This window comes from Gracilimonas halophila (assembly GCF_042684365.1).
In the GTDB taxonomy this organism is placed as follows: Bacteria; Bacteroidota; Rhodothermia; order Balneolales; family Balneolaceae; genus Gracilimonas; species Gracilimonas halophila.
Map to the genome: position 1 here is coordinate 759131 of NZ_JBHULI010000024.1, position 22074 is coordinate 781204.

At 41.0% G+C, this 22074-nt stretch carries 14 protein-coding genes and 1 tRNA gene; 6 read left to right on the forward strand and 9 right to left on the reverse strand.

Annotation, left to right across the window (positions count from 1 at the left end; translation table 11 throughout):
• The first annotated feature begins 64 nt into the window (after positions 1 to 64).
• Positions 65 to 1108 carry a quinone-dependent dihydroorotate dehydrogenase gene (locus ACFSVN_RS09785; protein ID WP_390301731.1) on the forward strand — a complete coding sequence of 348 codons (1044 nt, stop codon included), beginning with the start codon at positions 65 to 67 and terminating at the stop codon, positions 1106 to 1108.
• Here the strand turns inward: ACFSVN_RS09785 and porW are convergent.
• On the reverse strand, positions 1092 to 3815 hold the full coding sequence (porW, locus tag ACFSVN_RS09790; protein ID WP_390301734.1) for a type IX secretion system periplasmic lipoprotein PorW/SprE: 2724 nt from the start codon (positions 3813 to 3815) through the stop codon (positions 1092 to 1094). The genes ACFSVN_RS09785 and porW overlap by 17 nt on opposite strands.
• A 30-nt stretch (positions 3816 to 3845) precedes the next feature.
• Positions 3846 to 5279, reverse strand: a complete 1434-nt coding sequence (gene pyk / locus ACFSVN_RS09795; protein ID WP_390301737.1) for a pyruvate kinase — start codon at positions 5277 to 5279, stop codon at positions 3846 to 3848.
• Between the two features lie 147 nt (positions 5280 to 5426).
• On the opposite strand from pyk, the gene ACFSVN_RS09800 reads away from it, so the two are divergent.
• Entirely contained in the window at positions 5427 to 6854 is a 1428-nt protein-coding gene (locus tag ACFSVN_RS09800) for a GWxTD domain-containing protein (RefSeq protein WP_390301740.1), read from the forward strand.
• Between the two features lie 264 nt (positions 6855 to 7118).
• Here the strand turns inward: ACFSVN_RS09800 and ACFSVN_RS09805 are convergent, their stop codons facing one another.
• Together ACFSVN_RS09805 and ACFSVN_RS09810 are read right to left on the reverse strand one after the other, a co-directional pair.
• A complete protein-coding gene (locus ACFSVN_RS09805) occupies positions 7119 to 7373 on the reverse strand; it encodes a GIY-YIG nuclease family protein (protein ID WP_390301743.1) in 255 nt (84 codons plus the stop codon).
• 65 nt (positions 7374 to 7438) lie between these two features.
• A tRNA-Met gene (locus ACFSVN_RS09810) sits at positions 7439 to 7511 on the reverse strand.
• Positions 7512 to 7630: 119 nt separating this feature from the next.
• On the opposite strand from ACFSVN_RS09810, the gene rocD reads away from it, so the two are divergent.
• Together rocD and ACFSVN_RS09820 are read left to right on the forward strand one after the other, a co-directional pair.
• Positions 7631 to 8893, forward strand: a complete 1263-nt coding sequence (gene rocD, locus ACFSVN_RS09815) for an ornithine--oxo-acid transaminase (RefSeq protein ID WP_390301745.1) — start codon at positions 7631 to 7633, stop codon at positions 8891 to 8893.
• 192 nt (positions 8894 to 9085) lie between these two features.
• Entirely contained in the window at positions 9086 to 10477 is a 1392-nt protein-coding gene (locus tag ACFSVN_RS09820; protein ID WP_390301748.1) for a GWxTD domain-containing protein, read from the forward strand.
• 695 nt (positions 10478 to 11172) lie between these two features.
• On the opposite strand, the gene ACFSVN_RS09825 is transcribed toward ACFSVN_RS09820, so the two are convergent.
• Together ACFSVN_RS09825 and ACFSVN_RS09830 are read right to left on the reverse strand one after the other, a co-directional pair.
• Positions 11173 to 12645, reverse strand: coding sequence for a hypothetical protein (locus ACFSVN_RS09825; protein ID WP_390301751.1), 1473 nt, complete (start codon positions 12643 to 12645; stop codon positions 11173 to 11175).
• Positions 12646 to 12663: 18 nt separating this feature from the next.
• On the reverse strand, positions 12664 to 15756 hold the full coding sequence (locus tag ACFSVN_RS09830; RefSeq protein WP_390301755.1) for a SusC/RagA family TonB-linked outer membrane protein: 3093 nt from the start codon (positions 15754 to 15756) through the stop codon (positions 12664 to 12666).
• A gap of 391 nt (positions 15757 to 16147) precedes the next feature.
• On the opposite strand from ACFSVN_RS09830, the gene ACFSVN_RS09835 reads away from it, so the two are divergent.
• Together ACFSVN_RS09835 and lat are read left to right on the forward strand one after the other, a co-directional pair.
• The gene (locus tag ACFSVN_RS09835; RefSeq protein ID WP_390301758.1) at positions 16148 to 16309 is read left to right on the forward strand and encodes a hypothetical protein; all 162 of its coding nucleotides are present in this window, start codon (positions 16148 to 16150) and stop codon (positions 16307 to 16309) included.
• A 147-nt stretch (positions 16310 to 16456) separates the two neighbouring features.
• Positions 16457 to 17806: an L-lysine 6-transaminase gene (gene lat / locus ACFSVN_RS09840; protein ID WP_390301761.1), complete on the forward strand. Its 1350-nt coding sequence runs from the start codon at positions 16457 to 16459 to the stop codon at positions 17804 to 17806.
• 232 nt (positions 17807 to 18038) lie between these two features.
• On the opposite strand, the gene ACFSVN_RS09845 is transcribed toward lat, so the two are convergent.
• From ACFSVN_RS09845 to purL, 3 genes are all read right to left on the reverse strand, one after another.
• Positions 18039 to 18758 carry an SDR family oxidoreductase gene (locus ACFSVN_RS09845; protein ID WP_390301764.1) on the reverse strand — a complete coding sequence of 240 codons (720 nt, stop codon included), beginning with the start codon at positions 18756 to 18758 and terminating at the stop codon, positions 18039 to 18041.
• A 64-nt stretch (positions 18759 to 18822) separates the two neighbouring features.
• On the reverse strand, positions 18823 to 19377 hold the full coding sequence (locus ACFSVN_RS09850; protein WP_390301767.1) for a hypothetical protein: 555 nt from the start codon (positions 19375 to 19377) through the stop codon (positions 18823 to 18825).
• A 255-nt stretch (positions 19378 to 19632) separates the two neighbouring features.
• Positions 19633 to 21870 (reverse strand): phosphoribosylformylglycinamidine synthase subunit PurL, encoded by a 2238-nt coding sequence (gene purL, locus ACFSVN_RS09855; RefSeq protein WP_390301770.1) that lies wholly within the window; start codon positions 21868 to 21870, stop codon positions 19633 to 19635.
• Positions 21871 to 22074 lie beyond the last annotated feature (204 nt).

A 22074-nucleotide genomic window follows, 5' to 3' on the forward strand; every position in this document is an offset into this window, starting at 1 on the left:
TTTAGACGAACGAGTATAAGGGTTCTTTCACTCTTTTTGAACGTTTTTTCGTATCATTACATCAATGATCTACAAAAAGCTTATTAAACCGATTTTATTTAAAAAGGATGCCGAACAAGCCCATGAATGGGCTCTAAAACTGGCATCATTGACTAACAGTTCACCGTTCTTGCAAGAACTTAGCTCGCTGGTTTATAAAAATACCAACTTGGATTTAGAGCAGGAATTATTTGGGCTTACTTTTCCCAATCCTATAGGACTTGCTGCCGGCTTTGACAAGAACGGTACAACACCCCGGGCCATGCAAGCTTTGGGTTTCGGCTTTGTTGAAGTTGGAAGCATAACGGCAAAGCCTTCAGCAGGTAATCCCAAACCAAGAGCATTCAGGATTCCCAAAGATCATTCCCTCATCAACAGAATGGGGTTGAATAATGAAGGGGCTGATAGGATTATAGAACGACTATCAAATTTGGACCTGGACATTCCGCTTGGAGTCAATATCGCCAAAACCAATGATGCTTCTATTCAAGGTGATAATGCCCTACAGGATTACTTATACAGCTATGAAAAAGCACAACAGGTTGCTGATTACATTACCGTAAATATTTCTTGTCCCAATACAGGAGAAGGTAAAACCTTTGAAGATCCTCAGGCTTTGCATGATCTTTTAGAAACTCTTGATCCGGCAAGAGAGGGTAGAAAACCAACCCTTATAAAGTTCACCGTTGATATTGAAAAACCGGCTCTGGAAAAATTGATCTCGATCTGTGAAGACTTTGATGTATCCGGCTATATTGCAACCAATACTTCTTCTGATAGAACAGGACTGAATACACCAAACCCTATTCTAAACTCCATTGGTAATGGTGGATTAAGCGGAAGAGCAATTCAAAAACGCAGTACTCAAGTTGTACATTGGATAAGAGAAATAGCTGGAAAGGGGAAACCGATCATTGGTGTTGGCGGAATTGACGGTCCTGAAGCAGCATTAGAAAAATTAGAAGCCGGTGCAGATCTTCTTCAACTTTATACCGGATTGGTCTATAAAGGTCCCGGATTGGTCAGGTCTATTAATAAAAAACTAACCAGATCTAATTTGAACGGTTGACAGGAAACACAACTTCACATGCCAGTGAAATAGCCTGTCCTCCATAAAGAACAGGTTCAAAACTCAGGGTCTCTTCTATCTGTTGAGCAAATAGATCTATTAATGACCCCGGTACGTCATCGGTTAGTAAATTGTACTTCTCTACAATTCCCCTTTGGTTTACCTTAAAATGATAACGTAATTCTGTGATACCAAAGTTACCGATGATATCAATTTCATTAACAAACTGCTGAACTCCTCCTCGGACCGATAATTCTTCACCAATATCTTCACAGTTCCGGTATCCATCATTTGGAAACTCAGCTGTTGTATCCCCTGCGGATTCCTCCCCTCCCTCCGGTTCTGCCTCAGGAAGCTGAAGCTCTTTATGCAAACGTGCCACTCTCGGCTGTAGCTCCGAATCAGGAAACATTCTCAAAAAAGTATCGATGACTGTTCTTGCCTTATCCCAGTATAATCCTTCATAAGGAAAAACATTTGAGATGTCCGGTTTCTGTAAAGTTGAATCGAGCAGTGACTGATATCCTATTCTTTGATCCCCCGATATTGTACTATCACTCAACATAGCTCTGGCAGAGTCTTGCAACGCATCAAAATTCTCTGAAGCTATCTCATGTTCTTCCTTTTTTTTGATCCACCTGTCTAACTTCTCCTGATAATTTGAATCTTCTTTAGCTTCAGTCATATATAACTGAATAGACTCGAACTGCGCTCTTGAGGCAACTTCATGAGAACTAAAACTCAGTGAAAGGTCAAATAACCTCTCTGCTTTTTCTGCAGAATCTAAACTATCGTCTTCAATAATCACTGAATATCTTTGAACAGGATCAATTTCGCTCCAGGTTTCTTGTGTACCTACTGATTCAATGCCATACTGATCAGCCAGCCGTTTAGCATAGGCGGTTTGGGGATAACCACTAATTAACCTATTTGCATAATCCCGGGCTTTTCGTTCATTTCCTTCAATAAAATACAATTCAGATAATGAGTACAATGAAACTATATTGATGTTGTCATCTGATGGTCTTTCAATAGCTTTTTCAAAATAATGAACGGCACTGTCCGGCATATTCAGTGATAAGAAAAACAGATTGCCAAGTTCATAATCATAAGCTGCGATCCTATGACGAACCGAATCCTGATCTTCTTCAGTTAAAGGAATCCGGCTCATATCAATTTCAATATTGAATATGTCTGTTTCTCCATCCAATAGTTCATCCTCTTCGATTTCATCGCTGAATGTTGAAGCACGGATCATGCTTCTTACCCGCCAGTAATCAGCCAGTGGCCGATCTCCCCAGGTAGCATAAAACTGTTGCTTGGCACTTTGCTGCAATACCGGGCTATTTTCATTTAAGAATCCATTGGTTGTATTTTGTGTGGTCTGTCCATCATTTTCACTATCAACCATCACTAACTGATCTCTTTGCTGTTGCTGCTCCTTTCTCTGATCTTCCAACTCTTGAATTCTTTCTAGTCTGATCTTTGTCAGTACCGAATCCCGTTCTGCTTGTGAAAGTTGCCCCAATGATAACAAACTATCCTGCAGTGAGATCTCAGACTTGATCCTCGCATAATTTCCGAATGACTCAGCCAGTGACTGTGCCTCAAAATTTTCGGGAAGCCGATCAGGGGCTACGTTTACCTGAGCAGCTGAATCATAATAGACCGCCGCTTTCGAAAAGTTATCATAGCCAAAGCGATGGATCTCAGCCAACCCGTAGTATGCTCTTGCTTTGATCTCTGCCGGTGGCTGACTATTACTATTATGCAATACATTGTTATAAAGATCCTGGGCTTGTCTGTAATTCTGACGTTCATGTTCGGTACGAGCAAGCTCAAAATCCAGTTCAGACCTGTATTCGACATTCTTATCATCACGGATCATATCGTCGAAAATACTAAAGGCCAGATCATTACGGCCTAATTTACGTGCAACTTCAGCTCTTTTACGTTGAGCCAGATATTGAATCCTATATTCCGAAAAGTGATTCTGAACCTCCTCATAGGCCCGGTAGGCTGATTCCGGGGCATTTATTTTTTCATATAATTGTCCCAAGAGAAAATATCCACGCTCTCTGTACTCTTTTTCTTTAAGATCAGGTAAACCTGCCGTAAGATGCTCCACAGCAGCCTGCCAGTTCTCCAACCCAACTTGATGCTGAGCTAACAATACCTGAGCTTCAGCTTTGTAGTTTTTACTCCAGAGACCTTCATAATCGTTAAGCTGTTCAGTCAAAAAAGCTACCCCTTCCGAATAGAGCTCCATATCCAGAAAAACCCTGCCCTGCCATAAGGATGAACGAAACTGCATTTCAGGATCATCAGTTGTAATATATAACTCCCGAAATTTTTGATCAGCAGAGAAATAATCCTGACGATAGTAGTATGATTTGCCGATAAGAAACAAGGCATCATCTACCCACTTTGTATCATCATGCTTTCGTAAAATATCGGCTGCTTTCTGAATGGCTTTATCAAAATCCTGTGCACCAGCATTCACAGGCGAGGGATGTATCCGAATAGGTTGAAGCGGATTATATTCCCTGTTCTGAGCCAGGTTCTTTTTCAATCCGGACTCAAAGCTTTTTTCAGCATTATAAAAGGTATTATAGTATGCGTTAAAATTCTTCCAGTTCGACTTCAGTGATGTACTGCAGCCAGACAGCAAAACTAAAACTGATATCCATAAAATAAGGTTTCGCATACCCATAATGTTATGCTTTAACGAAGCATGTTATTCGATCGTGCTTACTTTGATCATATTAGTTCGCCCACGCTTGGCGATTGGCATTCCGGTAGCCACTATAATACGGTCACCTTCTCTTACCATGCCGTTATCCTTCAAATAATCTTCCATCATCTTTACACTCTGATCGGTATCAAAAAGTTCGTCCATTCGTACAGAATAAACGCCCCAGATCAAATTTAACTGACGGCGTACTTTTTGATTCTCGGTAAATGCCACGATCGGTACTTGGGGCCTGAATTTAGCAATACGCCGGGCTGTATTCCCTGAATGAGTGATGGTACTTATCGTTTTAGCCTCCACATTGTCTGCAATGGTTACACAGGAATAAGCCAACGATTCAATTACCTGCTTTTCTTTCCACTCCGGCTTCCTGTACTCCAAACTGTTATAGAGCTGAGGACGGTTATCCTCAATAGACCGGCAAATTCTATCCATTACATTTACCGCTTCCATAGGATAAGCCCCGGCAGCAGTTTCTCCTGAAAGCATAACAGCATCCGTTCCATCAAGAACCGCATTCGCCACATCTGAACTTTCGGCTCTGGTTGGACGTGGATTTGAGATCATTGAATCCAGCATTTGAGTGGCGGTGATCACCGGTTTCCCTGCCATTCTGCATTTCTCTATAATCATCTTCTGTACAACAGGCACTTGTTCTGTGGGAATCTCAATACCAAGGTCACCCCTGGCAACCATGATTCCATCTGCTTCTTCGATGATCTCATCAATTACGTCAAGAGCTTCGGGTTTTTCGATCTTGGCAATAATTCCTGCCTGACTTCCTGCTGCCCTGACTCTCGAAATGATGTCTCGTACATCTTTAGCAGTACGTACAAATGAGAGTGCTACATAATCCACATCCTGAGTAAGTCCAAATTCAAGATCCTTTATATCTTTTTCAGTCAGAGATGGGATTGATATCCTTACGTTTGGGAGGTTGACTCCTTTTCGGGATTTGAGTACTCCTCCTGTCACAACCTTAGCCTGAAGCGAGTCTGGATATTTTTCAGTTACCTTGAATTCCAGCAAACCATCGTCAAGCAGTATAGAATTTCCCGGCTCTGCTTCGTGGATCAAACTCTTATAATCAATGGGAATAATTTCGTTCGTTCCTTCAACATCTTCTGCGGTGATCTTTATAATAGATCCCGTCTTAAGCTCCTGGCCACCATCTTTCATCTGCCCCACTCTTATCTTTGGACCTTGCAGATCCATCAACACCGGGATACTATACTTATATTTTTTTGCAGCTTTCCGAATGTTCTTGATAACCTGAGCATGATCTGAATGGGTTCCATGAGAAAAATTTACCCGGGCTACGTTCATCCCATGTAATAACAGGTCTTCAATTTTCTCTTGAGTGTTACAACTTGGACCAATGGTGCAAACTATTTTGGTCCTTCGTCTTGCAGAAATCATAAAGAGTGACTATTTAAGTGAGTAAGATTAAACGTTATACTAAAGATAGGCTAAATGTTGTTATTATTGTGAAATGTTTTTTAAAAAACTTTGTTTGTTATAATAAAGCCCTGTTTAACAATTATACCTGTAGGTTGAATTTATAATATGCGATCAAAATCAATACACTCGTTCTCATTTTCAGCTTTACTGCTTGCAATTTTGGCAATAGGTTGCTCAAATACCTATCACGATAAAATAGACCGCGGAGAGGGCTATAACTACCGGGCCGGCTATCCTGAACTTCGCCTTGCCGCTACCGGCTTTATTGATGAATTAGGAGATTCTTACATCATTGTTTCCGGTGATATTGTAAAGGGGAGCCTTGTTTATTCCGGCAAGAATGATACTCTCTCCTCGAATATGAACATTGAGATCCGGATCATACGTGATGTGAGCAATGAAATAGTGGTTCGGGATACCTATGAGGATTCTATCTCAGATACAAATGAACGTATTGTAACCAGCCAGGATGTGAAAAAGTTTGAGCATGAATATGAAGTCAGTCCCGGCACATACACAGTGCAGGTTCTTGTCATAGATCAAATGTCGGGACGGCAAACTACCCGGGTTACCAAAACATCAATTCCTAACGCTAATGATGATACGTCTCACATTACCGAGATCAGGATCCTGGGGAAAGATAATTCCGAACCAGGAAAGGGATTCAGCCAGAGTACTACTTATGATGTCCCATCCAGTCTTGATTCCCTGAAATTTGTTTTTCAGGTAACCAATAATGACCCTCAAGAACCTCTTGAGATTGAATCAAGACTGCTTAGGTTCCGTGCTGATGATGAACCTGCCAGAATGATGAATGAAGTAAACTATACTCCCTCAAGCCTTCCTTACAAAGGTATAGATTATGATGAATTTGATGTAATCCAGTCATCTACAAGATTACTGGAACAACCTGGAAGCGTAATTATCGAATTAGCTTTTGAGAATTTGGAAAGAGGTAATTACCGATTGGAAGTTACCTCAAACGAAGGCGACGAAAATGAAGTATATAAAGGAAGAGCATTTGGAATAAAAAGTCCTAACTACCCTTCCCTGAAAACCCCAAGTGAGCTTGCCAGACCCTTGGTTTATTTAATGACTGATAAAGAATATGAGAACTTGATCTCTATAAAAGATCCTGATTCTTTAAAACATGCAGTTGACCGATTTTGGCTTTCTAATATTAAGAACTCAAATGTTGCCCGAGAAGTAGTCTCTTTATATTACCAGCGCGTTGAAGAAGCTAATAAACAATTTTCCAACTTTAAGGAGGGGTGGAAAACTGATCCGGGTATGATCTATATATTATTTGGACCTCCTTGGTATAGCGACCTGTTCTCTAACGAAATGAATTGGTCTTACAGTTATAACAGAAATGACCCCGAGAAGAATTTTGTATTTAAACGCCCAAAGTTGAAAACGAAGTTTTATCCTTGGAATAACTTTCTTCTGGAGCGTTCAAACTATTATTATAACATACAGTATTCTCAGATCCAGCATTGGAGAAATGGTTCAATTCTTCGGACAAATTTATAATCCGGTTCTAAATAACTTACCGATGGTAAAATTAAAAATCTCAGTTAAGTCGAGACTTTTATCATCAGTTAACAAAAGTATATGAGAGGACTTGGCGAGTACAATGCATAAACTGTGAACATAAATCCCCCGTATAAATGCAGATATAAAAAAAGCCTTCCGAACTGAATCGAAAGGCTTTTATAGTGGCGGGCCCGCCATGAGTCGGATGTTAGTCGGATTCGAACCTACGTCCGCCAGCCGGCGGATATGAGCCCGGCGAGCTTATTTATATTTCTTTTGAATTTTTTCCCATACATATTCTCGTCCCTTGGCTGTCTTTAACTGCTTTTCTCTGTTCATGGCCTCTTTCTTGTTCTCAAACTCTTCAGTAAACACCAATTCCCAGGGACGGAATTTTATCGTCCATCCTTTTTTACCCAATTTATTGTGAGATAGAAGCCGTTGTTCTAAATTTGAAGTATAACCAATATAGATCTTCTCATGATCTGGCGAGTACAATGCATAAACTGTGAACATAAATCCCCCGTATGAATATCAGATATAAAAAAAGCCTTCCGAACTGAATCGAAAGGCTTTTATAGTGGCGGGGGTAGGATTCGAACCTACGACCTTCGGGTTATGAGCCCGACGAGCTACCAGCTGCTCCACCCCGCGATGAAGACTTATAATATACGGTTAATTTGGATCCGATATCAACATTAATATTAAATTAATTGTGAAATTTCACCATTGCATTTCCTATTTTCAAATAAAAAAATAACGATACCCTATTTATGATTACCAGCAAAAAAGCCATTGAATTAGAAAATGAACATGGAGCCCATAACTACCATCCTCTTCCGGTGGTATTATCCAAAGGAGAAGGTGTTTATGTGTGGGATCCGGAAGGCAATAAATATTATGATTTTCTTTCAGCTTACTCTGCAGTTAATCAGGGACACTCACATCCAAAAATAACCAAGGCCCTTACCGACCAGGCTCAGACCTTAAGCCTCACTTCCCGCGCCTTTTATAATAATGTATTGGGTGAGTATGAGAAATACGTAACCGAGTATTTTGGCTTCGATAAAGTATTGCCGATGAATACCGGGGCTGAAGCAGTAGAAACCGCTATAAAAATATGCCGAAAGTGGGCTTATGAGAAGAAAGGTGTCCATGAGCAGGAAGCCCAGATCATCGTGCTAGAGAATAATTTTCATGGACGAACCACTACCGTTATTTCATTTTCCAATGATCCTGATGCCCGAAAGAATTTCGGTCCTTACACACCGGGCTTTATCAAGATACCTTATAATGATATTGAAGCTTTGAGAAAAGCCTTGAAGCAACCTAATGTTGCCGGAGTTTTAGCTGAGCCGATCCAGGGGGAAGCCGGTGTTGTAGTTCCTGATGATGACTATATCCGCCAAATGGCTGACTTGTGTAAGAAGAATAATGTGTTGTTCATGGCAGATGAAATTCAAACCGGTATTGCACGTACCGGCAGCCTGCTTGCGGTATGCGGGAACTGCAGCTGTCAGGGGCACTGCGAACGACAGGCTACCTATACCAAACCGGATATACTCATATTGGGGAAAGCTCTTTCGGGAGGAGCCTATCCTGTTTCTGCTGTATTGGCTGATAATCACATTATGGAAGTTATAAAACCAGGCCAACACGGTTCTACCTATGGAGGTAATCCTCTGGCTTGCAAAGTTGCCATTGCCGCATTGGATGTTGTAAAAGATGAGAAACTAGCCCAAAACGCCCGAAAACTTGGTCAACTTTTCCGTAATGAAATGCAAAATTTGGTTGATGAATCTGATCTGTTTAATAAAGTACGGGGCCGGGGGTTGCTGAATGCAGTCATTATTAATGACTCACCTGAAAGTGAAACTGCCTGGAAATTTTGCGTCGCATTAAAAAACAATGGATTATTAGCCAAACCAACGCATGGGAATATCATCCGTTTTGCCCCTCCTTTGGTAATTACAGAGGATCAGCTGATGGAATGTGTGGAGATTATTCGAAAAACGCATTCCGACTTTAAGAAATAAATTATAGCCATTAGGAATGGCCTGTATTTAATACATATCGGTATCAAATAGTATATCACTCGGGGTTTAGGATTATATTTTCACATTTTATCGATTCAATAAATTATTTAAGAAAATTTATTGTTTATTTAGTTGTGTATTTATGTGATTCTATTTTCAAGATATATTATGGCGACAAGATCTTATCTTATAATGCTGATTATCCTGTCTGCAGTTATGCTGGCTTGTTCTAATTCTTATATAGATAAAATTAAACGAGGCTCTGATTTTAACTACAAACCCGGTTTTCCGGAACTAAGAATAGCTTCTACGGCATTTATTGATACGGCGAATACGGCACACTTATTAATCTCAGGTGATATTGTGTATGGCAGCCTTATTTATTCAGAAAATGATGATTTTCTTGAAGCCGAATTTAGTGTAATAATCACTGTGACGAAAGATGGAAACAGCCAAGAACTTTATGTATCAGAAAGTTTCCAGGATACATTAAGAGGTGACGGCGAAGAAGTTATTTACAGTCAGGATGTCTATAAATTTGAACGAGAATATCCAATTACTCCAGGAAATTATACTACAGAGGTTGTTTTAATTGATAACAATTCCCGAAAACGAAATACAAAATCTGTCGCTACTTCGGTACCGGCTAAAGACAGTACCGAATCTGCTATTAATAATGTATCTCTGCTTACCAAAGACTCATCCATAGAAAATGCAGATTTTAAACAAGCCACTACCTATCATCTTCCTTCAAAATATGATTCTTTAAAATTTCAATTTCAGGTAATCAATAACAGTCCCAATACCGCTTTTAATTTTAATATGCGTTTACTCAAGTTTCAAAACGATAGCAGTATTGCCAGGCCTCTTAATTTTAGAAATTATACTCCTTCAAGTTTACCCTATGCGGGTATAGAATATGATGAATTTGATGTTTTGGAATCTTCTATTCGATCATTTAGTCAGCAGGGAAATGTTATCATTGAATATAATTTTCAGGATCTCCCAAAAGGCAACTATCGTTTAGAAGTAAGGTCAGATAATGATTCATCTAATGAAATCTACAAAGCAATAGACTTTAGTATTAAAAACACTAATTTTCCTGCAGTAAAGACCTCTTATGAACTTGCAGGCCCGCTCTATTATATAATGGACGAAAAAGAGCATGATAAACTCATGAAAATAGATGATCCACAGGAAATGAAAAATGCTATTGATCGATTCTGGCTTTCAAACATCCAAAACTCCGTAATTGCCAAAAGCGTGGTTTCAATGTATTACGAACGAGTTGAAGAAGCCAATAAGCTTTTTTCAAATTATAAAGAAGGCTGGAAAACTGATCCCGGCATGGTACATATATTATTTGGCCCTCCATTACAAATAGATTCTTTTCCGGATGAAATGACCTGGTTTTATACTTATAACCGATATGACCCGGAGGAAAGGTTCGAATTTAACCTCTCAAAAATAAGATCTAAATATTTTCCTTTTGATAACTACTTATTGGATCGATCAGATGTTTATTTCAATCCTCAATTGAAGCAAATCCAAAAATGGCGTTCCGGAGCAATTCTCAGGAATTAATACTTAGCGTAAAAAAAGCATTTTATCCATTTCTCTTAGCCTCTTCCTGTAAATCTATCAGTATAAATTGAGAATCCGGCGATTACTACACAGATAGAACCCGAAGCTTGTTAAGAAAGCGTAATCGTTTTTGATTCACCTACAACCCTTCCATGAGTAGCAACTCATAAATGAATCATAAACCATCCCTATTCAATATCACGAAGATACATAAGGCTACGTTTTTTTTACAGGGTTATAACAAACCATTGAACACAAGAATAGCACAACCGTTGCCCACCAGACGCCCACTCAATACTCATTCATTAGATCCCCTGACAGGATATTTGAGTTGTGCTCGCGTTAAAGTATTATTTAAGCTTCCCTCCACATTTCTCTCTATCGATAAGTCAGTTGTCAGTTTCTTGAGTTGATGATACTCTTGCTACTCTTTACAGACTCTGTGGGTTAAGTAAAGCCTAAGCCTCCCCTCCTTTGAATTCCTGATATAACATTGGATCTCGCTCGTCTCATCTTGAAGTCAATCTGACAAACATAAAAATGACTTCATATTGATTAATGGCAATTAGGGTTGGATTAGTTTTTTAGAGGGAGAATAATTAGCCTCATTGATTTAATATTATTCCATAAAAAAAGCCGACACTCGTAAGAGTACCGGCTTTTATAATTAAGTTAATCAGAGAGTTAACTGATTGTTATCTCCAACCACCACTAGAAGTACCTGGCTCACTCGCATTATCTACACCACCGAAGGTGTAGAATGGCTTCGTCATACCTAATACTTCAAGTGTAGAAGCAGGTATTGGGAAATGCAGAAGAGTACCTTCCTGCAGTAAGTCATACTTACGCATTTGGAAGAATTCAAGTCCTACACCAGTATTCCACTGTTCTACTAACCGCTCGTGATGAATAGCTTGCCATACTGCTGCTTCTGTTGCTAGAACAGCATCCATATTACCGCGACTGATACGCTCGCTATTGTCGATTACGGTCTTAGCTAGAGCGTAATTTCCATCGTGGTAATGTGATTCAGCTACGTACATATCCATTTCTGAAGTCGTGACTTCGCGAAGATCTCCGGACCAACTTCCAACGTAATAATCAGTACGGGAATGTCGGTAGTTAGAGTAGAAATAAAGACCCCTTTCAGCTCTGAAGTTATTTGATGGCAAATATTCAAAGTCTGAAAGCAGTCGCTCATCCACTACGTCAGCAGGATCAGGTTCTGGATAATCAGTTCCATCAGGATTGTGTGGAGGGATAGTTGGAGCCATCATATTGATTACATAATGGTCAACACGTGCCCAACCCGGATTAATCAGGTAATATCCACCATAGTTGTACCATAGGAAATTAGAATCTCCGGTAATTATGAAATCAGAATCGATTCCATTCTGTGCATGTGTCCGTACAGCTGACCAGTCAACTGCCTGAGTCTCAGCCAGATTTCGGGGTGCATTTGCCAGAAAGCGAGCAGCATAGCTGTGCGCAAGCTTTTCCAGTAACACATTATCTAAGGTTGCTGGAGACTGCATCATTGAAGAATTAAGTGCAAAGGTGTTAGCCTCGCTAATTGCAATTACTTCATTCAGTTTTGCAACTGCATGGTCAATTAACTCACCATAAGGCCTCAATGTTGGATTAGCGATTTCCTCATCAGGTGTATTCTCATCAACGATGTATCCTTGGTCAAACATTAAACCAATATACCCAATTGAAAGAGCCTGATTGAACTTCGAAAAGGCCTCGATCATTTCCGGGTTATCAAATTCAATTCCACTTGCCAAAGCATTCAGAACATCTGTGGCGGATGAATTTATGGAGTACATAAACTCGAATTGCTCTTCAGTTACATAAGCATAACTGAAATTGGGAGAATTATCCCACGCCGGACGAGGTTCGGTACCCATCAGCTGCATCCCGGCGTTACCCCAGGAAGCGGTGGCTGCATCAGCTCCAACAGCTAATGCCATTTGAGCTCCAAAATAATGGTTATATTCGTAGAAATCCCGATACAATCCATTAGCGAGTCCTACTAAATCTTCACTTGAAGCAAGTGCTCTTTCAGTTTCCGGGTTGTTGAGATTCTCAACACCCAGATCGGCACAGCCTACCATTAAGGTAAGCAGGCCTACTATCATTAAGTTTTTAATTCTATTAAGTTTCATAATAATCTATATCTGATTTTAAAATTTGAGTGACAATGAGACTGCCATGTTACGGAAATTCGGATAGCTTTCGGTATCGTCATACGGGCTTCGAATAGAGCCAACTTCAGGATCGTACCCGGAGTATCCGGTAAACGTTAGCAAGTTACGACCTATTGCAGAAATTGTCGCTCCTTTTAGAGCACCACCGGTTAAAGTAGATAACTGATCCTGGGAGAAGTCGTAGCTCAATGATACTTCACGAAGTTTCACATATCCGGCATCTTCTACCCAGTATGCGTTATTTGTGTTTACATCATAGAAGCTCTGGTAATAGTTAAGAGTCTTCTTCTCAGCATCCGGCACACCGCCCATGTCCATGATACCATTACGGCTGTCACGGGTTAACCACTGGCTCTTACGGTTATATACATCTCCGCCTTTCTTGATATCCAGCAATACATATGCTGAAAATCCTTTAAATCGGACTGTGTTTGAGATACCGGCAGTAAAGTCCGGACGGCCATTACCAATCTGTACGTAGGCATCATCACCGTTCTCTTCCAGAAGCTTGATTGGTGTTTCATCAACTGTTCCTTCCGTTCCGGCAGGGATAACATAACCTTCACTATTCATTTCATAATCATCAATAGTTTCTCCGGCAGGTAGCTGATCAGCCATCACGTCAAGTGATTGTACCCAGTCGTAACCGTAAATGGCACCATACTCTTCACCTTCACGGATATAAAATACACCGCCCGGTCCGCTTTGGTAGGGAGGCACTGTTAATCCTACAATAGTTTGAGTAGAAGTAGACCATGTAACACCCAGGTCCCAACTTACATCACGCTTGTTAATGAGTGAAGACTGTACATTCACTTCAAAAGACTCAGAATCAATGGTACCGGCATTCTGCCATTGTGAACTGAAACCAGCCACAGGAAGAAGAGGTACTTCCAGAAACTGATCCGTTGTAGTAGACTGAGAATAAATAAATTCAAAATCTACCAGACTACGAATTGTACCATTAACGGCAAATTCAGTTTCCTTGGTCTGAGAAGGCTTGAGGTTATTATTACCTAACTGATTCTTAGAAGCACTACCATTTGATACGCTAAATGTTTCGTACTGAAATGAGAAGCCCGGACGAATACCGGCAGTTCCCTGTGCGGCACGAATCTTCAGCTCGTCGATACCGGGAATATCAAAATCCTCAGTAATTCGATACGCAGCAGAAATACGATAGTAATTATTCCATCGGGCGTCAGGACCAAATAAAGAAGATCCGTCACGTCGGAACATACCATCTACAAGGTATTTATCATCCCAATCAAAAGATCCGATCACAAAATAATTTTCAGCGGATACATCTTCCAAGTAAGAACCGGCATTTATGTTAGCAGGGTCCATGGCTTGAAATCGGGGCACATCACGGATTGCAAAGTCACTTCCATCAGCATAGAAAGACTCATAATCCCGGTCTTCCCACAGATAACTCAATGTTATACGTGAAAATAAGTCACCGAATTGCTGACGGGCAGTAAGTTTGTGCTGAGAAGTCTTAGAGTCTTCTTCACTGGAAAACTTGTATAAACCTCCTTCAGAATAAGATATGCCCAATCCTCCGCCACCGGAAATTTCCCAGGTATCAAAAGGATCATATTCAGTATATCTGGTATTGTTATTCTCAATAGAATAAGAACCATCATACTGCAACCAATCTGTGAAATTCACTTGCAGAGCATAGTTACCTATAAATCGTTGACGATTTTCTGTTCTTTGCTGCTTGTAAACATTATAGAATGGGTTTTCCTCATTACTCCATTGATTATGACGGATATAATATGGTTGTCCGTCAGGATGTTCCATTCTGAGATTGTTATCAGGCTCAGCAAGAACAATATCAAAGAAAATTGTTCCGCCCCCACCCGGAGCATTCGAAGTAGATCGCACGATCAAATTCGAAGCTGAGAATTTTATACGGTCTGTAATATCCCAGTCAGCATTTATACGGTAATTCTGGCGATCATAACCGTTAGTTTCCGGAATGATACCTTCCTGAGAATTATTTTCAAAAGAACTGAAAATATTGATCTTATCTACTCGTGTAGCTAAGGCTACATAGTTGGTATAATTGGTTCCATTTTGAAAGAATTCCTTTTGAGGATCTTTAGTAATTGCAAAAGGATTATCCATATAACCATCAGCTTTTGTGGTTCTGGATCCAGTAACACCATCGCTATATCCTCCTTTGTAATCTGCGGGATAGGTTACGCCTGCATATGCAGTGTAGTCATCGATTTCATCAAAGTTAGCGGCAAGTTCAAATGGGTGATGCATAGCCAAGTCGATGTAATTTTCCAGCTGCTGGATACCGATCTCATTTCGAACGGTAACATCAATTTGTCCGTCAGATAGGTTTCTTCCACGCTTGGTAGTTATTACAACCACACCGTTACCGGCACGTGATCCATATAGTGAGGATGCTGCAGCACCTTTAACAACCTCAATATTCTGAATATCTTCTGAGTTGATATCAGCCATGGTTCCTTCAAGAATAACACCATCCACAATGATGAGTGGTTGACTACCTGTATTAAGGTTGTTGTCTCCACGTAGCTGAATTTGAGAAGCTCCACCCGGCTGACCACTCGAGCTTCGAATGGTTACACCGGAAACCTTACCGGCTAAAGATCCTGAAACAGATGTAGCAGGTACTCGGCTCAACTGAGCTTCATCAACCTTGGTTACCGAAACGGTAAGTTTTTTACGTTCGGTTTCACCACCTACACCGGAAACGATGATTTCGTCCAAAAGACCAACATCAGGTCTCATTTCAAAATCTCTGGTATTTTCACCCGCAGAAATAGTAATGGTTTCTTCAATATTAGAGAAACCAACATAACTTACACGAATGCTATAGTCACCTGGAGTGATGTTTTCAATGGTATAATCACCATTAATATCCGTTGCTGCTCCTCTTCCGAGTTCAACAATAAAGATATTTACTCCTGTGAGTTCTTCGCCAGTTTCTTCACTGGTAATTTTTCCTGTTAAGGTTCCGTTTTGTGCAAATGCCACGCCAGTGGTAAAACACAAAGCAAGAACCGTCATTAGTAGCTTTCTTAACATAAATGTCCTCAATGTTTTGTTTTAGTTTTTATAGCTTTTCTGGAAAATATATTAATTCTATACACATTCCTTAATACTATGGCAAATTAACCATAACAGCACAAAAGTAAAATATTATTAATAAAAAATTTTATACAACATTTGGCTATCTAACACCATTGAACCCGAGACGTTCATCAATTAGGTTAATACCAACAGTCTATATCATGTATTATCAGAATTTTATGGTGCTAAATTTCTTCAGATAAGATCTAAATAGATCACTCACAACATCTTTAGTAATTTTTATAAACGATTTAAACGTCGGGAAACTTATGCTAAGTTATTAATCCTGATCCCGTGGAAAGCACTTTTGGGAGCATCGCATTTCATTTATATCGCACCTTATATTATGGAAGTCATCAAAGAGGTTCAGACCGGTTTAAGCTATGGTGGAAACCCACTCGCCTGTAAAGTGGCCATAGCAGCACTTGAACTGGCTAAAGATAAGGAACTTGCCAAAACAGAAGGTAGCCCCTTAAAGATCATTGGAGATACCATCATTAATTTCTAAGAGGAGCAGCTTATACTATATATTATATGCTCCGGTGATACCAGTAAAATATGCGATTTCAACTTTAGTGAATTTAAACGCTATTGAGCTCCAATTTGCTATTTGGTAGATTTGTTGAAAAGTGAATTCAAAGAACCGGAGTTAGAAATGCGAGATACAATGTCTATCACCCCTGAAAATGTACGTTCCGTTTTAAGCAAGCACATGCTTACCGATGGCTATGAAATGGTACTTGACCTGGAGGAAAGTGAAGGAGCCTATTTATACGATTCAAAATCAGGGAAGCGCTATCTCGATTTCTTTACTTTCTTTGCCTCCAATCCGCTTGGAATGAACCACCCAAAACTGGCCGGTGATGATGCCTTTGTTCAACGGTTAGCTCGGGTTGCCATCAACAAGCCATCCAATTCTGATATTTATACGGAAGACATGGCTCGGTTTATGGAGTCCTTTGACCGTGTCGGAATACCTGACTACATGCCTTACTCTTTCTTTATCTCTGGCGGTGCCTTAGCAGTGGAGAATGCTATGAAAGTAGCCTTTGACTGGAAGGTTCAGAAGAATTTTGAAAAAGGATACAGAGAAGAAAAAGGACATAAGATCCTCCATTTTGAAAAAGCTTTTCACGGTCGTACAGGATATACCCTTTCCGTTACGAATACAGTGCCGAATAAAGTGAAATATTTCCCGAAATTCGACTGGCCACGGGTGATCAGCCCTGCAATGACCTTCCCTGCTACTAAAGAGAATATTGCTGAGACTGAGGCTCAGGAAAAACTTGCTATTGCCCAAGCTGAACGCTTTTTCGATATCTATAAAGATGACATCGCCGGGATTTTGATCGAACCCATACAAGGTGAAGGAGGTGATCGGCATTTCCGTCCTGAATTCCATCAGGCTCTGAGAGATTTAGCCGACAAACATGAAGCCCTTCTTATCTATGATGAAGTGCAAACGGGAGTCGGTATGACCGGTAAGTTCTGGGCCCATGAACATTTTGTTAAACCTGATATTTTGGCCTTTGGTAAGAAAGCCCAAGTATGCGGCATCCTTGCTTCCAAAAGGGTCGATGAAGTGAAAACCAATTGTTTCCACGTGTCTTCCCGCATCAACTCTACCTGGGGCGGAAATCTGGTAGATATGGTTCGCTTTGGAAGAATTCTGGATGTGATCGAGGAAGATAATCTTGTTGAAAATGCAGCTAAAGTTGGCAACTACCTGCAAACCAGGCTGGAATCCATGGCTGATAACCATGAGTATTTTACCAACCCAAGAGGAAAAGGATTATTCTGTGCCATCGACCTTCCCAATACACACGCCCGTGATCATGTCATAAAAGAGTGTGTAAACAATGGCTTGATGATCCTTTCTTGTGGTCCGAATACGGTTCGATTCCGTCCGCCTTTAACCATCACTCAGGAACATATCAACGAAGGGCTGGATATCTTAGAGAAGTCCTACCACAAAAAAATAGATGAGTGCCCGGTAGTTGGGTGAAATCTTTTTTAATCGCATAGTTATTTACTATATCACTATCCTCTCTCTGGATTTTAGCAAAGCTAAATCCTGTCTCTCTCCAAAGAGAGACAAGTTCTAGCTACTATTTAGTTTTTTATCTTTTAGATATTTTTTACCTCAGTCAAAAAGCCTGTGTCCCTTTGGAGGGACAGGAAGAACAGCTTGTCTGTTACTTCCGGGGAGGACCGTATTAAAAAGGACAAAACAGCTATTATACAAGCTGATGGCTTTCAGGCTGAATAACCATCTCATTCAAGACAGATCCTGAAGGTTGATTTACCGCATAAAAAACGGCATCAGCCACTTCATCCGGAGTTAGCATCATCTCTTTTTTGACTTTCATAGATACGCGTTCATCATCCCAGAACGCAGTGTCCACTCCGCCCAAATAAAGCAGTGAAAATTTTGTTTTACCACGTCGCTGCTCCTCTATCAATGCCTTGGTAAAACCCTGAATGGCAAATTTTGAAGCCGCATAAACGGATGCGTTTTTCATTACATACTTGCCCATAGTTCCGGGAAACATAACGACTGAGGTAGGTCCATCTTCTTTCATGTGCTTCATTACGGTTTGAGTAACGAGAAAAGTACCGTACACATTAACGTCTATGATCTCTTTGGCGTCAGCAGTATCGATCTCCATGAAGGGCTGGATGATTCCCTGCCCAAATGCATTTATGAGCACGTCAATTTTGCCCAGTTGGTCTTCGATCTCTGAAGCCATCCTCTCTACAGCCTCGGGATCAGTGGCATTGGTTTCGATAGCAAAAGCCTCTCCACCATTATCATTGATCTCTTTGGCGACTTCCTCTGCCTTAACCTTATTGCGGGCTGCCAAAACTACTTTAGCCCCTTCTTTACCGAATTTCTTAGCCGTTGCAGATCCAATTCCGCCGGAGCCTCCGACAATGAGTACAATCTTACCTTTCATGATGTAACGTATTTCTTGGTGAATAGTCACAACATAAAAGCTTGATCAGAAAAATTTCGTTCCGTTAATCTACTTTTCTGTAATTAATGCGCCAACTTAATGACCATGTTTCCCCGCCATCAACTGAAGACTCCCAATCCCACTTAAGCGAATCATTAGTTATCTCATAAAAAACCATCCGCTGTGTAAAAAGAGTATCCGATCCAATCTCACGAATATCCGTTTGAAAGATACGATTAGTTCCATCAACTTTTCCTGTAAAGTCAAAGTACCCTCCCTGATTATCTGCCCAGGCTTGTTTACAGGTATTGGTTCTTGGGTTATAAACTGAAATACTGGTACCCATAAACCCTTTCATCTGTCCTTCATTTACCCGGAAATTTTCCTGAATTACATTTCCATCCAGGGTTTTTTCGATAAAGTTAGTTCCCCTGCCCATTGAACCCCCTGCTTCTTCCCAGGTTACTTCCCATCCACCCAGCCAGAAATCATAATAGGCCTCCGGTTCGATGGCTAGTTCGTTCATGAACTGCTCTTCAAAAGGCTTTGGTGGTTCCTGATCTTGACAAGATGAGGTGATCAATAGAATAGGGAACAAATAAAGAAAGAGTGATTTCATGATGCTTTAATTAGTACAACTTCACCAAGCAATATCGAATAAGTTGCTAAATATTCAAACACTCCTCTCCCTTGCATATGAGCAATCTCAATTCGCACTCCGTCTCTATAGAAGGACAATATTTACACTTCAAATAATCCCCACCTATAGAAAAATCCAAAATAATTGTCAGAAACTGTGTCCCTTAGGAGGGACAGGAAGAACAGCTATGCTGTTACTTCCGGGGAGGACAGTAATGAAGCAAGCAAAAGCTTATTAACCGGCCATAGCTTTTGGAATCACACCTTCATAGATCTCTTCGGATTCTGAAACATCGATGGAAAGCAGATCTTTGATCTTCAATTCATCTCCTTTAACAACGCCCAATTCATATAATGGAACACCGGCTTCTTCAAAGTGATGTTTTACGGTTTGAAGCTGTGAGCCATCAATGGTAATCACCACACCGGATTGTGCCTCGCTGAATAAAACTTCATGTGAGGTTCCGGTCAAGGTATCTACGGAAAGCTCAGCACCTTTCTTGCCGAAGATCGCCATTTCGGTGAGTGCTGTTGCAAGTCCTCCATCAGACAGATCATGGGCAGCTGTTACCAATCCTAATTTGATAGCGGTAAGCAGCGCTTCCTGCAACTTCACCTCAAAATCGAGATCTATCTCAGGAGCATCTCCGGTGGTAAGTCCGTGTACAGTTTTGAGATACTCGCTTCCACCCAGACCTTTTCGGTCTGCTCCGATATAGAGTACAACATCACCTTCATTTTTGAGGGCCGGTGTTGTGAGATGCTTCTCCACATCTTCGATAACACCTAACATCCCGATGATAGGTGATGGAAAGATAGCACTGTTTGGGTTTTCATTATAAAAACTTACGTTCCCGCCAGTTACCGGTGTATTCAATGCGCGACAAGCATCTCCCATTCCTCCCAGTGCTTCTTTGAACGTCCAGTACACTTCGGGTTTATACGGATTTCCGAAGTTCAGACAATTAGTGATGGCCATCGGTTTCGCACCGGAACAAACAACATTCCTGCCTGATTCAGCCACAGCTATTTGTCCGCCTTTACGGGGATTTAAGTATACATATCGCCCGTTACAATCTGTTTTGGCTACCAAGCCCTTCTTAGTTCCCTTGATGCGGATCACTCCGGAATCAGAAGCGCCGGGTCCGGTCACCGTATTGGTTCGAACCATGGTATCGTACTGCTCATGCACCCAACGTTTGGAAGCAATGTTCGGGGAATTCAATAATTTTTTAAGCGTGTTGGTGAGATCTTCGGGATGATCAACTGAGTTGATATCAAAGTTCTGAACTTCATCCAGATATCCCGGCTTTTTGGTTTCGCGGATATACTGCGGAGCTCCGCCACCAAGTACCAAATGATCAGCAGGGATCTCAGCTTTAATCTCACCGTCTTTCCAGTAAGTAACTTTATCACCTTCTACAACTTCGCCAATTACAACGCCATGCAGATCCCATTTTTCATACACATCAATAATTTCTTGTTCACGACCTTTTTCCGCTACGATCAGCATGCGCTCCTGACTTTCAGAAAGAAGTAATTCGTAGGCCGTCATTCCATCTTCACGCGCCGGAACTTTATCAAGATCAACTTTCATTCCTTCGCCACCTTTTGCAGTCATTTCAGAAGTCGAACATGCAATCCCTGCAGCTCCCATATCCTGCATTCCGATCACCGCACCGGTCTTCAAGACTTCGAGACTGGCTTCCAATAATAATTTTTCAGTAAAGGGGTCTCCGACCTGAACACTGGGTCGCTTTGCTTCACTTTCTTCACTGATCTCTTCAGATGCAAAAGTTGCCCCGTGAATTCCATCCCGACCGGTACTGGCCCCCACAATGATCACTGGATTTCCTACTCCTTTAGAAATTGCTGAAGCAGTCTCCCCTTCTTTTACCAATCCGATACTCATGGCATTAACCAACGGGTTGCCCTCATAGCTCTCATCAAAACAAACCTCCCCTGCAATCACAGGTACTCCAAATGAATTTCCATAATCACCGATCCCGCGAACTACTCCATCCAGTAAATATCGAACACGGGGATTGTCCATAGAACCGAATCTCAATGAATTCAAGCTTGCCACCGGACGTGCACCCATAGTAAAAATATCGCGGTGAATACCTCCTACTCCCGTTGCAGCTCCCTGATAAGGTTCAATGGCTGAGGGGTGATTGTGGCTTTCGATCTTGAAAGCACATCCTAAACCATCACCGAGATCTACCAAACCGGCATTTTCTTCTCCGGCTCCTACCAACAAGTTCTCACCTTCAGAAGGAAGTTTTTTAAGTTCCACGATGGAGTTTTTATAAGAACAGTGCTCACTCCACATCACGGAATACACGCCGAGCTCAGTAAAGGTAGGCACCCGACCGAGACGGGATGTTATCATTTCATATTCTTCTTCGTTGAGGCCGTGTTCGAGGGCAAGTTCAAGTGTAACTTCCGGTTCCTGAATAGTTTGTTTCGACATTCCGATGGAGTAATTGAGCTTTTTTGTTTCAAGAAAATCAAAGGTACGATTATTTGAGAAAAGGCTCTAATGGATTGCGGGGAAATTCGCTATTCGTTGAAAGATTAATTGGAATTTGGAAAAATCAAAATGCACCACAGTCCTCTCTCCAAAGAGAGATAGGTTTCTTCGTAATGCTTAGAATGTTATATCTTAAAAAAAGAA

What these genes read in the sequence shown, in the direction of transcription:
- ACFSVN_RS09785 (WP_390301731.1), top strand. Translation starts at nt 65, where the DNA reads ATGATCTACAAAAAGCTTATTAAACCGATTTTATTTAAAAAGGATGCC.
- porW (WP_390301734.1), bottom strand. Translation starts at nt 3,815, where the DNA reads ATGCGAAACCTTATTTTATGGATATCAGTTTTAGTTTTGCTGTCTGGC.
- pyk (WP_390301737.1), bottom strand. Translation starts at nt 5,279, where the DNA reads ATGATTTCTGCAAGACGAAGGACCAAAATAGTTTGCACCATTGGTCCA.
- ACFSVN_RS09800 (WP_390301740.1), top strand. Translation starts at nt 5,427, where the DNA reads ATGCGATCAAAATCAATACACTCGTTCTCATTTTCAGCTTTACTGCTT.
- ACFSVN_RS09805 (WP_390301743.1), bottom strand. Translation starts at nt 7,373, where the DNA reads ATGTTCACAGTTTATGCATTGTACTCGCCAGATCATGAGAAGATCTAT.
- rocD (WP_390301745.1), top strand. Translation starts at nt 7,631, where the DNA reads ATGATTACCAGCAAAAAAGCCATTGAATTAGAAAATGAACATGGAGCC.
- ACFSVN_RS09820 (WP_390301748.1), top strand. Translation starts at nt 9,086, where the DNA reads ATGCTGATTATCCTGTCTGCAGTTATGCTGGCTTGTTCTAATTCTTAT.
- ACFSVN_RS09825 (WP_390301751.1), bottom strand. Translation starts at nt 12,645, where the DNA reads ATGAAACTTAATAGAATTAAAAACTTAATGATAGTAGGCCTGCTTACC.
- ACFSVN_RS09830 (WP_390301755.1), bottom strand. Translation starts at nt 15,756, where the DNA reads ATGTTAAGAAAGCTACTAATGACGGTTCTTGCTTTGTGTTTTACCACT.
- ACFSVN_RS09835 (WP_390301758.1), top strand. Translation starts at nt 16,148, where the DNA reads ATGGAAGTCATCAAAGAGGTTCAGACCGGTTTAAGCTATGGTGGAAAC.
- lat (WP_390301761.1), top strand. Translation starts at nt 16,457, where the DNA reads ATGCGAGATACAATGTCTATCACCCCTGAAAATGTACGTTCCGTTTTA.
- ACFSVN_RS09845 (WP_390301764.1), bottom strand. Translation starts at nt 18,758, where the DNA reads ATGAAAGGTAAGATTGTACTCATTGTCGGAGGCTCCGGCGGAATTGGA.
- ACFSVN_RS09850 (WP_390301767.1), bottom strand. Translation starts at nt 19,377, where the DNA reads ATGAAATCACTCTTTCTTTATTTGTTCCCTATTCTATTGATCACCTCA.
- purL (WP_390301770.1), bottom strand. Translation starts at nt 21,870, where the DNA reads ATGTCGAAACAAACTATTCAGGAACCGGAAGTTACACTTGAACTTGCC.